The 13,719-nt window shown below is 43.3% G+C and carries 7 protein-coding genes and 1 pseudogene; 7 read left to right on the plus strand and 1 reads right to left on the minus strand.

Annotation, left to right across the window (positions count from 1 at the left end; all coding sequences use genetic code 11):
• The first annotated feature begins 524 nt into the window (after positions 1–524).
• The 4 genes and pseudogenes from CV014_RS27110 to sds all read left to right on the plus strand — a co-directional run bounded on the left by CV014_RS27110 (position 525) and on the right by sds (position 7,703).
• Positions 525–2,358 (plus strand): annotated as a pseudogene (locus tag CV014_RS27110) (N-acetylmuramoyl-L-alanine amidase).
• Positions 2,359–2,633: 275 nt separating this feature from the next.
• Positions 2,634–4,469 carry an N-acetylmuramoyl-L-alanine amidase gene (locus CV014_RS27115; protein ID WP_236144855.1) on the plus strand — a complete coding sequence of 612 codons (1,836 nt, stop codon included), beginning with the start codon at positions 2,634–2,636 and terminating at the stop codon, positions 4,467–4,469.
• A gap of 123 nt (positions 4,470–4,592) precedes the next feature.
• Positions 4,593–5,450, plus strand: a complete 858-nt coding sequence (gene murI / locus CV014_RS27120) for a glutamate racemase (RefSeq protein WP_236144856.1) — start codon at positions 4,593–4,595, stop codon at positions 5,448–5,450.
• Positions 5,451–6,731: 1,281 nt separating this feature from the next.
• The gene (sds, locus tag CV014_RS27125) at positions 6,732–7,703 is read left to right on the plus strand and encodes a solanesyl diphosphate synthase (RefSeq protein ID WP_236144857.1); all 972 of its coding nucleotides are present in this window, start codon (positions 6,732–6,734) and stop codon (positions 7,701–7,703) included.
• Positions 7,704–8,065: 362 nt separating this feature from the next.
• Here the strand turns inward: sds and CV014_RS27130 are convergent, their stop codons facing one another.
• A complete protein-coding gene (locus CV014_RS27130) occupies positions 8,066–8,539 on the minus strand; it encodes a hypothetical protein (protein WP_236144858.1) in 474 nt (157 codons plus the stop codon).
• A 209-nt stretch (positions 8,540–8,748) separates the two neighbouring features.
• Between CV014_RS27130 and hetZ the strand changes: the two genes are divergently transcribed.
• The 3 genes from hetZ (at position 8,749) to CV014_RS27145 (ending at position 13,490) form a co-directional block, all read left to right on the plus strand.
• A complete protein-coding gene (hetZ, locus tag CV014_RS27135) occupies positions 8,749–9,954 on the plus strand; it encodes a heterocyst differentiation protein HetZ (protein WP_236144859.1) in 1,206 nt (401 codons plus the stop codon).
• A 144-nt stretch (positions 9,955–10,098) separates the two neighbouring features.
• Positions 10,099–10,914: a PatU gene (locus tag CV014_RS27140; protein ID WP_329608456.1), complete on the plus strand. Its 816-nt coding sequence runs from the start codon at positions 10,099–10,101 to the stop codon at positions 10,912–10,914.
• 257 nt (positions 10,915–11,171) lie between these two features.
• On the plus strand, positions 11,172–13,490 hold the full coding sequence (locus CV014_RS27145; RefSeq protein WP_236144860.1) for a transglutaminase TgpA family protein: 2,319 nt from the start codon (positions 11,172–11,174) through the stop codon (positions 13,488–13,490).
• Positions 13,491–13,719: the final 229 nt, after the last annotated feature.

Genomic DNA, 13,719 nt, shown 5'->3' on the forward strand with positions numbered 1-13,719 from the left:
GGTAAGCAGGGTAGATGATATTTTCAAATGCCCAATTCCCCATCCCCAATCCCTTATTATGAGGAAACTTCTATCTTAGAATCTCCGTCCCCTGAAATTATGAATTTTATGTGTCATTCGTATTAACATCTGGAACTTAATTTATTGCCAGTTTTATCTTCTTTTCAGTCTTCATCTACGCTGATTGTTGAGTTAACAGAAGGTAGCAACTACAAATTTCAGCACTATTTCAGTTAACACTAGTTGGAGTTTTTACGGAAAAATTCTATACCAGCACTCAATCATACATATCTGGCTAACTCATGATGACATCTTGTTCTAATGAGTTGAAACATGATGCTCTGATAGTCCAGAGACAATTCAGGGCATACTGAGATTCTAAAGCATTAAACTACATTTTTATACCAATTTTTTCAGGCAAAAAAGGTAATATAACTCAAGATTTTAGGTGGTGAAGGTGTGACGACAGGCCAATATGTTGAGATATTGAAAAGTCTCATGAACGCGAATCAGGAGAAAGGATTGTGAAACTAGAGTGGCTACTAACCGGAACTGTGGGTACGGTGTTGTTACTGTCATCGCCAACTTGGGCAACAAGTTTAAGTTCTTGGCGTTTTGATGCCGGTCAAAACCGTTTAGAAATTAACACTACAGGAAACGTACAACCAAAAGCACAACTGATTTTTAGTCCCACACGTTTAGTAATTGACCTACCAGGAATTGTTTTTGGCAGACCCCAGTCTATACAGCAGGTAGGGGGAGCAATTCGGGCTGTGCGCGTAGGACAATTTGACCCCCAAACTACTCGCATCGTTGTCGAACTTGCCCCTGGTTATACTCTCGACCCCCAACAAATCAAATTCGTGGGAGTTACCCCCCGTCGCTGGACTGTCCAGTTACCTCGACCAGTGGCGGAAACCACAGAATCTAGTCCAGATAGTGTTTATAACGTAGTCACCCTAGATTCTGACGCTAAACCAGAGTTTTCGGAAAATGTAGTTAGTGCTGCTGGCTCAACTCAAATTGAGAACGTGCAAGTAACTGGGGATGGTTTTTTTTGTGCGGACAAGCGGGAATAATCCCCAAGTCAGGACAATTCGTAGCCGCGATCGCACTACCATTTTTATGGACATCGCCGGTGCAACTTTATCCCCCCGTCTCAATCAGCGCAATATCACTGTCAACAAGCATGGTGTCAGCCGTGTAGAACTGACCCAATTGCAAACCCGTACACCATCTGTCCGTATGACCTTACGGGTAGATAAAAATAGTCCAGACTGGCGAGTTAGTAGCAGTAGTGCGGGTGGTTTGGTCATTCTACCCAGTCGTGTGGTAAGGCTCCCAGGCAATACCAATTCAGATAACTCCGAAAGTGTTACTACTATTCCCAGCAGACCACCTACTAACGACGATGTAGCAACGATTCAATCTATTGATCTAGCAGATAATCAATTGCTCATTCGCGCTAATCAAGATTTATCCGCTACAAGTGGTTGGGATAGAAATACAGGTTTATTTCGGATCACCATCAATAATGCAAAGTTAGCCTCTAACGTCAAAGGCCCGGTATTAACAGCCAATAGCCCCATCCTCCGAGTCAGGTTACAGACTCAAAACCCCAATACAGTAATTGTCTTAGTCCAACCAGCCACCGGAGTGCAAGTTGGTTCCCTCAACCAAGTTGGTAGTGAATTATTGGCTCTACAATTACAAGGTTCTCGTCGGTCAGTCACTACACCACCTCTACCTCCCATCCAAGGACAACTACCAGATCCGCGCAATCCCCAACCCACCACCCCACCTACTCGCCCCGCACCTAGAGGTAGAGTAGTGGTGATGATTGACCCTGGACATGGCGGTAAAGACCCAGGCGCGATTGGTATTGGGGGAGTACGGGAAAAAGATATCATCCTCCCCATTAGCCAAAGGATTGCTCAAGTCTTGCAACAAAACGGTGTGCAAGTCATTATGGCCAGGAACGCTGACTACTTCGTCAGTTTGCCAGGCCGAGTCCAAATGGCGGAACGTGGTGGGGCGGATGTTTTTGTAAGTATTCACGCCAACTCCGCCGGCGCAGGTCGTCCTGATGTGAGTGGATTAGAAGTTTATTACTACGACAATGGTTTGAGTCTAGCGCGTGTAGTTCATAAAAGTATTCTCCAAGGTGTAAATGTCAGAGACAGGGGAGTCAGACGCGCCAGATTTTACGTCCTCAGAAAAAGTTCTATGCCCTCTATTTTAGTGGAAACAGGTTATTTGACTGGTCGCGAGGATGTAGCTAAGTTGCAAAGCACAGCTTACCAAAACCAAATGGCAGATGCGATCGCCCGTGGGATTCTCCAATATCTCCGACGCTAATTTGTTATGCTCATAACGAATCGCGCGATCGCCCAGTGGCAAAATTACAAGGGCGTGTTAAGATACTACGCCATCAGATGTATTTTTATACCGATACAAAATTTGATGGCAACCATGCCCAGGTTTGGACGGTGACGGTGTGAGGATTTGCGAATATGTTGAGATGACATCAGTGAACAGTTATCAAAGTTGCTTTCCTGGCACTCATAACTAATAACTGCATCACTGATAACTGCTACAGGCTCTCATGAATGCGAATCAGGAGAATATAGATTGTGAAACTAGAGTGGCTACTAACCGGAACCGTAGGTACGGTATTGTTACTGTCATCGCCAACTTGGGCAACAAGTTTAAGTTCTTGGCGTTTTGATGCCAATCAAAACCGTCTAGAAATTAACACTACAGGTAGCGTCCAACCGCAAGCCCAACTTATTTTTAACCCGACACGTTTAGTAATTGACCTACCAGGGATAACCCTCGGCAGACCCCAGTTGACGCAGCAGGTAGGGGGTGCGATTCGGGCTGTACGTGTAGGACAATTTGACCCCCAAACCACCCGCATCGTCATCGAACTCGCCCCTGGTTATACCCTCGACCCCCAACAAATCAAGTTTGTAGGGATTACCGCCAGTCGTTGGACGGTGCAATTACCCACACCCGTAGCAGACAGTAACATCGATAACCCAGAAATTGCCCAGCAACCCCCCTCAAATCCATCTCCGAGAAATATTTACACAGTCACCCCCACTAATCGCGAACCAGAGGTCAATAATACCCTCGCCGCCACTACGCAAATCGAAAACCTGCAAGTTACAGGCGATGGCTTTTTTGTCCGCACTCGTGGCGGTAATCCCCAAGTTCGAGTCAATCGCGCTGAAGATCAACAGGTACTCAACATTGATATTGCAGGCGCATCCTTATCACCAAACCTGAGACAGCAAGACTTTTCGATCAATCGTTATGGTGTTAGCCGCATTCAATTTACCCAAAACACCAACCAAACTGTCAGAATGACCATGCTGCTGGATAAAAATAGTTCTGACTGGCGAGTCAGCACTAGCAGTGTAGGTGGGTTCGTAGTCATACCGAATAGAAGTGCTGTCACATTACCCAGAGAGAATAACCCACAAACCATATCCAGCAATTCACCAGCCAATATTGAAGCGATAGAATTAGCTGAAAATGGTACACGGTTATTGATTCGGGCAGATCAACCTATATCTGCTCAAGGTGGTTGGGATAGAACCACAGGATTATTTCGGATCACTATTAATAATGCTAAGTTAGCCGCCAATGTTAAAGGCCCAACTCTCACAGCCAATAGTCCAATTCTCAGAGTCCGGTTACAACCCCAAGCACCCAACACCGTAGTTGTTTTAGTACAACCTTCAGCCGGCGTGCAGGTAGGGGAACTCAATCAAGTCGGCAGCCAACTTCTGGCTTTAGAGTTACAAGGCTCACGCCGATTGACACCCCCAATCTTTGTCCCTTCAGATAATCCGTCTCAGTCACGCAATCCCAATATCGATATTCCCAGACACAACACTTCTACCCCCCGTTCCTCAGTTCCCAAGGGTAAAGTCTTAGTAGTAATTGACCCTGGACATGGTGGTAAAGACTCAGGCGCGCCAGGCTTGGGTGGACTATTGGAAAAAGATGTCGTTTTGCCTATTGGTCGTCGCATAGCCGCCATTTTAGAACAGAACGGCGTGCAAGCTGTACTGACCAGGGATGCTGATTTCTTCGTGGAGTTGCAAGGTAGAGTCGATATTGCCGAACGCGTCAATGCTACAGTGTTCGTTAGCGTTCATGCTAATTCTGTAGATAATCGCCCAGATGTCAACGGCTTAGAAGTCTACTATTACGATAGTGGCTACGCCTTAGCGGAAACAGTCCGCAACAGTATCTTACAAAGTATTGGCACTATTAAAGATAGAGGCACACGTAAAGCTAGATTCTATGTCCTCAGAAAGAGTTCCATGCCTTCGATTTTAGTAGAAACAGGTTATATGACCGGTCGGGAAGATAATCCGCGATTAGGTTCACCAGAATATCAAAATCGTATGGCAGAGGCGATCGCCCGTGGAATCCTGCAATATTTAAAGAGATGATCAAGTTACTCAAAATATTAAAAATGCTCAATTGGTCTATCTACAGAATTTAATGGTCATTTGGCCAAATGTCTGCTAAATTCTGTATTTTAAATCCCCCAAATTTTTAATCAGTATCTGCCTGTGTATTCATCTTCCAGTTTTGAAGGTAATCTTTACGAGTTCTTAGAACAGGAGCCTCAACGCGCTCCCATCGGTGTATTTGATAGTGGTGTTGGCGGGTTAACGGTATTGCGTCAAATCTATCGGCAGTTACCTCATGAATCAGTAATCTACTTCGGCGATACCGCTAGGCTACCTTACGGTATTCGTTCCCAAGCCGAAATCACCCAATTTGTGCGCGAAATCCTCGATTGGATGCAGCAGCAACGGGTGAAAATGGTGATTATGGCTTGTAATACGAGTTCTGCCTTGGCTCTAGAAACAGTCCGTGCAGAATATGACATCCCAATTTTAGGGGTGATTCTGCCTGGAGCTAAAGCCGCCGTCCAACAAGGTAAGCGTATCGGTATTATCGCCACACCAGCCACAGCTAAAAGCAACGCCTACAAGCACGCTATCTTAGAAATCAATCCAGAAGTAGAAGTGTGGCAAGTCGGCTGTCCAGAGTTTGTCCCACTCATTGAGCAGAATCGCATTCATGACCCCTACACTACAGAAGTGGCTAAATCTTATTTAGAACCTTTGCTGCAACAAGATATTGATACTTTAGTGTATGGCTGTACCCATTATCCCTTACTTGCTCCTGTAGTGCGATCGCTCCTGCCAACTCAAGTAAAAATCATTGACCCTGCTGTTTATGTCGTCAACGCCTGTATTCAAGAACTAGAATTGCTGGGTCTCAACAACACTCATCCTCCCCTCCCAACTCGCTTTGCTGTTAGTGGTTCTCCCCAACAGTTTGCCCAGTCTGGAATCAATTGGTTAGGCTTTACGCCCATCGTTGAAGCGGTTGATTTCGCTAATATTCATAGTCATTAGGCATTAGTCATTAGTCATTAGTCATTAGTCATTAGCAAAAAACCATTTTTAACCACTAGATAATCAAATCAAGACTGCTGATTCTAGCTCTTTGTCAAATGCTCTGGATTTTTGCTTCATAAAGCATAGTCACATTCCCAAATCAGGTTTTACTCTTGCCTGGACAAGATATCTACCAAATTTATCATGACTAATAACTAATAACTAATGACTAATAACTAATGACTAATAACTAATGACTAATAACTACTGACTAGGCTTTTTTCCTGTGCGTTTTGCTAAACCCAATAATAGATAAACAGTGAATAAGTATCCCGCAGCTAAAATAAAAATCATCATAGGCATATTCCCGTAAACCATAATCCCACCCGCACCTTTTCATAGAAATCAGGAACTTAAATAAAAGCAGCAGAAACAGCACCAAACAAATAAAATTTTGGTGTCCGTATTACGTAACGCTAAACTCTACCGACAGAGTAATTAGTTCTCTCCGGCTGAGGTTTTGATATTTAATTGATTGCAGACCATACATCCGACAGCAAATAGTACGCCACTTAACTGTGACGCAATACCGCACTCCTCAGCAGCTTACCTAGTCTGCTTGATTTTTGCTGATATCTTGACAACTGGAAGAAAGCTTACGCTCAAAGCAAACTAGAAGCGTATAACAACGCTTCTCAAAAACTTCACTTATCTCCCTAGCCAAGAAACTTTCGCAACAAGCACAAATCAAGAGAAAATCCCCTTGATTAATGTTGAAGGAAATTATATCTGTAACTCACAACACTGAAGAAGCAATTTCACTGAAAAGTGAATTACTGTTGTGGCGTGAATACTTGAAAAATTTAAAATCCCTAGATTATAGGGTAACATAACGAAGCCAACTTTGAGGCGAAATTTCAAATTTTTTAGCTACTTACAGAGATACAAGAAGTCATTAATTTATACATAAAAATAACTAATATTTAATTAGTATCACTTAATTTAGATAAATATACATTTAAGTGTGTTTAATAAACGACTTTAAGATTTAGAACTCATAAAATATAATCTTTCTCCGCCAGAGTTTTAAGGAATTATACTGAGTATTTAATAAAACTAGGGAAAATCAGATGGTAACAATACTTAAATCAAATCCTTTCTAAAGCATAGGTAATGATACATATTCAATATTTATTATTCTCAATTATCCGAGCAAAACTTTGCGCTGGCACAGGCTTATCTTAGAATAAACATTAGGATATGTAAACTTTCGTAACTAAAGTCAGAGTCCGCCCACCCATGACCCCAGCCACCTCTCTGTTTGCCCCAGTGGAAGCAGACCTGCAAATACTAGCAGATAACCTCAAACAGCTAGTTGGAAATCGCCACCCCATTCTGTTTGCCGCCGCCGAACATCTCTTCGGGGCTGGGGGAAAGCGTATTAGACCAGCGATCGTGCTATTAATATCGCGGGCGACCATGTTAGACCAAGACATTACACCACGCCATCGTCGGCTAGCAGAAATCACCGAAATGATTCATACAGCTAGCTTGGTACATGATGATGTGGTAGACGAGTCAGAAGTCCGGCGGGGCGTTCCTACCGTTCATAGTTTGTTTGGTAATCGCATTGCCATCCTCGCTGGCGATTTTCTCTTTGCTCAATCATCTTGGTATCTCGCCAACCTAGACAACTTAGAAGTCGTCAAACTACTGTCAGAAGTCATCATGGATTTGGCAACCGGGGAGATTCAGCAAGGATTGAATCGGTTTGACGCGAGTATTTCCATAGAAACTTATATCCAAAAAAGCTATTACAAAACTGCTTCCTTAGTTGCTAACAGTGCTAAAGCGGCAGGAATCCTCAGCGAAGTTGCTGGAGATGTTGCAGAACATTTGTACGCCTATGGTCGTCATCTTGGCATAGCTTTTCAGATTGTGGATGACATTTTAGATTTCACCAGTACCGCCGATATGTTGGGTAAGCCCGTCGGTTCGGATCTCAAAAGTGGGAATCTCACAGCACCTGTGTTGTTTGCTCTAGCCGAAAAACCCTATTTGGAGGTGTTAATAGAGCGAGAATTTGCCCAAGCTGGTGATTTAGAACAAGCACTAGATTTAGTTCAGGCTAGCCAGGGGATACAGAAAGCCAGAGATTTAGCTGCTCACCACACTAAGTTGGCAATTGACCATTTAGCCGTTCTTCCACCGTCAGAATCTCACCAGACATTAATCAATATTGCGGAATATGGATTGAGCAGATTGTATTAATCTGTTGACATTCAAATTTTGGATTGTAAATTTCGGATTTTCGATTGTTTCTGGTGCAAGCCCCGCCAGAGAGTGAGCAGAACAAATCTCGAATACTCGCTGCTCTGCGTCCACTACGTGCGCTGGATCGTCTCTTAGAGAAGATAGTCAATCTACAATCCCCAAGCTGCATCCCGTGATGGGTGCAGTCAATCCAAAATCTAAAATCGGTTGACTCCTCACCTAAAAAGTAGAGACTAAAGATCCGATTTCCCTAACGGGAAAAAAATTTTTTGATTTTTAGCAAAAATTTTTGAGATTTTTTTGAGCAAAAAATGGGGATGTTGGCGTGTATTGAAAACAGCCAGCATCCCCACTTTTTTTTAGGCAATATCAGGAGGTACGTTTGTACTCTTAGGCTGTTGTCGTAACTGTTTCTGTATGAGTTTCTGGAATTGAGAACGCTTGACCTCATACGAATGAGTGGTTTTACCCGGCGTTTCCAAAAAAACGATACTATCTACGGGTTCTAATGCCACCAATTGGAACAAAATGTGCGTTGCGGGAACAATTTTAGGGGTCAGGTGAGGGTCAAGCCCAGCAGGTGAAATTAGGGAAACATCCTGTATGGTAGGGAAAGCGTAAACCACACGCTTTTCGATTCCTGGGTTGCTACGCTTGCTCAACGTAGTCAAGACCCAGCTACCCTCCCCATCTTGGAGAATATGGTACTGGGAATGACGTAATTTTTGAGCGATCGCCACAAGTACAGGAGCAATTGCTGCAACAAGATGAGGTGTAACACCATCACTGGGTGCATTGTTAATCAGCAATTGAATTTGTGTTTCTAAATCCATAATGACTTGTTAACGTCTGTTGGGTAGAGGCAATAAAATTTATCGCCATGTGATTGATCCCATTACAGTTGGGAATAATAAAATCAGCCACATCCTAGAGTCTAAGGATGGGGTAGCGTTTAGCTAATACGCAAAACCATCAAGCCAATACCCACTCCGTCACAAGTTCTATTTAAGTTTATGTATAGGGTCTTTTGAAAACCGAGACTATGAATTCAGCCGCAACAGCAACTATTCCAACCGCCAATGCTCTGGGAGAAAATACTATCGGTGTAGAAGTGATTTTCCCACTTGTCTACAAAGAGCTACAGCAATTCACCAAGGCATCAGATCAGAATTGTCGCGATGTAGCCAATCGCATCACTACCGAAGTATACAGGATTTGTAGCGAAAGTAAACGTATTCAAGCCTCTGGTGCTGTAGAAAATTCTGCCATGACCTTGGCTAAACACAGACTACAGCAATGTTTGAGATATTATCAACTAGGCTCTAACCGGGGCAGAGTTGAATTACACAGTACATTAAGTGCCATTATTTATCGTTACATTAATCCTCCCCAACGCCAATTGAGCTATCAAGGGCGGCTGACAATCATAGAAGATTTCCTACAAAGTTTTTATTTAGAAGCCTTAAACGCCTTCCGTCGCGAAAATCAACTCGGCCCCACCTACAGCCCGAAAACTCTTTTAGAACTAGCGGAGTACATGGCATTTACCGAACGTTACGGTAAACGGCGGATTCCCCTGCCAGGTCGCCAGCAGCAGTTGATTATTCTCCGCGCTCAAACTTTTTCCCAACAACAACCTCCAGAAACTAACGTTGATATCGAACAAGCCGCAGAAGGTAGCAGCAATGAAGGTGATGGTTCTTGGGAAGAACCGGCCGTTCAGCAACTACGGGCGGCAATGGCTACCCAACCAGAACCAGAACCAGAAGAAGATACACTGCGTTCCGTTGTGATTTCGGAATTAATGAGTTATTTAGAACAACGTGACCAATCTGACTGTGCTGATTACTTTTCGCTGCGTCTCCAGGATATGTCAGCCCAAGAAATTGAAAACGTTTTAGGCTTAACTCCACGTCAGCGAGATTACTTACAACAACGCTTCAAGTATCATCTCATTAGGTTCGCTTTGCTACATCGCTGGGAATTGGTACACGAATGGTTAGAGGCTTCTTTGCACACCAATTTGGGTCTAACTCCTCATCAATGGCAAGCCTATACTTCTGAGCTAGACGAGAAACAAAGAGCTTTACTGGATTTAAAACAACAAGGATTAGCCGATGACAAAATAGCGAAAACTCTAGGGTTATCAATGGCACAACTACAAAAACGGTGGTTCAAAATTTTGGAACAAGCTTGGGAAATTCGTAATTCCTTAGTATCCGGATCAAGTGCATCCACTCATGAATAGTGACTCAGAATCCCTACAAAATTACCTACGCGGTTTTCTGGATAGTAGTATCAACCCCCAGAAAACCATCAGGGAAATTGTCAGGATATCGGGGAGATTTGCTCTCTCAACCAAACTACCAGTAAAAATCATGGTGAGTTAGAGTTGGGAAGTGTCACCCACACCTTTTTATTAGGAGAAATTCCTACTGTGCAAGAACGTTTTCAAGCCGTCATCAAACGTCGGTTACAAATTCACATCGAAAACCACCCACCCTTGTTTCCCTGGGAAACACAAATAGTAGACTATCCAGATACTCTGGATGAGCCATCACTAGTATTTGCTCAGAACTGGGGATGGATGGCGCAGCAATCTAAGCTGAATCTTCCCATTCCTCTACCAGAGAAAGTATTTCAAGAATTATTTGCCAAATGTCAACAACTGGTGACATCTTCGCTACCAATCGGGGCAAAATTAGTGCAGGCGGTGGAAGATTTGTTCCCCAACGAATCTTACACCATCAATAATCTTGCTGGCTTGGTATTACGTACCAGCCACAGATCGCCATTAGAGTCAATGCCTAATATCGAGAATGATTATTCAGATTTAGGGTCTAATCAACAAATGGCAATCTCCCTCATGGCGGCTAAACAACTGTTAGAGAATTTGACTTTACCAGTTTCTCCGAGTCAGCCAGTCGTAGAAAGACTCTGGTTAACTAGTGTCGGTGTTCTCAATCTGCGGGTAGAATATCACTCCCAAGGTGACACCAAGCTGTTGCGTGTTCATGGCGATTTACCCACTCAAGGAATTTTGACACTACGGGGTGACAACTCCATTGCTATGGCACAGTCGTCAATTCCTGGATGCTTGAGTGTAGAAATTGCTGGTCAGCAACTCCACCCAACTTACTTTTTAGAGGTTGAGTGTCCAGAACTGGATCAATTACCATTGGTCTTTGTGATTAATCCCACCATCTAAGTGAGATTACCAACGCTAGCACACCAACAGTTGATCAACACCCACAGATAAGTTAATTATCGTGGCTTTGGCATCTTTATATTTTTCTCAACCGGGGGTCATTAGGGCTTCTACAATCACCCGCAACGAGAATGAAAATTTACAAGACATCTATAATTCCCAAAGGCTGCTTTCGGGGAGTTCCGATTTTCTCACAGGAACTTCCCGAAAATCTGTCTCTATGAAGCATCTACTCTATCGCTTTAGCGAAATTGGAAATGTTTAATTTAACCAGGTTGAATCGATTTTGGCATCTGCGCGTCAGTTACAGGCGAGAGGATCATCAGGAATCGCCATCGGTGGAAGTGGAAGACTCCATTTCCTTGCGGGTACTAGTGCTAGCGTTGGTAATCACAGGTATTGCGGCTGTAGATATTGCAGCTAATACGACCTTTAGTCTGTGGGCAATACCTCTGAGTTTTTTTGGTGCAGGTTGGAGTTATTACCGCCGTCGTCAAGCTAATATCACCGTCAAATTTTGTATTGCCATTGGGATGTTAATGGCTTTGGGAGCCTTTTTTGGTAATATCTTTGGCGAGTTAAATGATACACGCTTGGCTTTGGCGGAGTTATTAATTCAACTGCAAATACTACACGGTTTTGATGTGCCTCGGCGTAAAAACCTGGGCTATTCTATTGTGATTGGGTTAATTTTGTTGGGTGTGGCGGCAACCCTAAGTCAGACTTTAGCTTTTGCACCCATTTTATTATTATTTTTAGCGATCGCCTTGCCGACTTTAGTGGTGAATTACCGTTCACAGTTAGGTTTGGGTAAGGCAAAAGGCCAAAGGACAAAGGCAAAGGCGTTTAAATTAACTAAGCAGTTACCTACATATTTTGTATTGTTTGCCGTGGTTGTGGGCTTGGGGTTGGTGGTATTTGCATTATTACCCCGTTTCCCTGGCTACCAACTGCGGACTTTTCCTGTGAGTTCACCCATTGAGGTGAAAAATAGCTTTACTGGTCGGAGTATTATCAATCCTGGCTATGTCCGCCAAGGTAATGCGGATAATCAAGGGAATGGTACGGCATCTGATAGCAACGGACAACCAGGAAAGCTAGACAGTGGCTTTTATTATGGTTTTAATAGCAAGATTAACCAAAACTTGCGGGGAGAGATGAAACCCAAGGTGGTAATGCGGGTGCGATCGCAAGTTGAAGGTTTCTGGCGGGTACTGGCTTTTGACCACTATACGGGTAAGGGTTGGGAGGTTTCCCGTAATGATGATGTGGCGACGATTAAACGATCGCCTTGGTCTTATCAAATTTTCTTACCACCACCAGCGATCTCTGGCAAAACCAAAGAGGTCATACAGACTTACTCTATCGTCTCCGAATTGCCTAACTTAATTCCGGCGATGACTTATCCCAGGGAAATTTACTTTCCCACACCTGTGATCGCGGTAGATAAAGAGGGAGGATTGCGATCGCCTGTGGGATTAGGTGAAGACTTGACATATACGGTAATTTCTGATGTCCCGTACCGCGATCGGAGTTTACTGGGAACAGCTAGTACAGATTATCCCCCCAATATCGCCAAATATTATCTTCAGATACCCCCAGAAATTTCCACCAAAGTTAGGGAGCGTACAGAAGAAATTTTAGCTAACTACAACCGTGAACGGGTCGGTAAATCTCAGAAAACCTTAGATTCCACCTATGAAAAAGTTCTGTATCTAGCTCAATATATCAAACAAAACTATTCCATTCCGGAAAATCCTTTAGATTTACCTTTTTTTGATGACAAAGAAGACCTGGTCGAAGCGTTTTTATTTAAACATAAAGGCGGTTATCCAGACCATTTTTCCACGGTTTTAACCGTGATGCTACGCTCCATAGGTATTCCGGCGCGACTAGTAGCAGGTTTTGGTGCAGGGGAGTTTAATCCTTTTACGGGAATGTATGTAGTTAAAAATACAGATGCTTACGCCATGACGGAAGTTTACTTCTCGAAATATGGCTGGTTTACCTTTGACCCCATTCCTAATCATCCCCTGATTCCACCATCAATTGAGGAGACGCAAACTTTTAGTGTGTTGCGTCAGTTTTGGCAGTGGGTAGCTGGGTGGCTACCGTCACCGGTCACAGGATTTTTAAATCGTGTCTTTGGGGCAATTTTTAGCTGGCTAGGAAAGGCGATCGCTTGGTTTATGGCTCTATTCACCCAAGGATGGTTAGGCATTCTCACAGGACTGATATTAACCACTACAGCAGCTTTTTTAGCCTGGTTAGGCTGGGTGCAGTGGCGAGGTTGGCGACATCGTCGGGGCTTAAGTAAATTACCACCGATGGAACGTCTTTATCAACAAATGCTGCTATGGACTAACCAAAAAGGTTTAGGTAAACATCCCGCACAGACACCTTTAGAGTATGCAAAAGTAGCTGCTGAGTATCACACACCAAATGATGCCGAAGTCATTAATGATATTTGTCAAGCTTATGTTAGTTGGCGTTATGGAGGTAATACTCCTAACTTACATAAATTGCGACAAAAATGGCAAGAATTGAAAAAGTCTTCTCAGCATAAACAGAAATAATTTACGCAAAATTTCTAGATAATTGTCTCCATAATATTGATATTTTGGAGGCTATAGCCATGCCGAAAAATCACTTTTAGATACTGCTAATAACTGGCTCCAGCACTACCTCTTAGGGGTATGTTTTACTTATCTCTAAGGACAGATTTTTCAGCAATTTAACTGAGACACTATCGAAAAAAGCAGGTGTTAAGAAAAAACTCAAGCTGTGTAGGATGAATTCGTTGTA

It is taken from the genome of Nostoc sp. CMAA1605, from assembly GCF_021596505.1.
In the GTDB taxonomy this organism is placed as follows: domain Bacteria; phylum Cyanobacteriota; class Cyanobacteriia; order Cyanobacteriales; family Nostocaceae; genus Trichormus.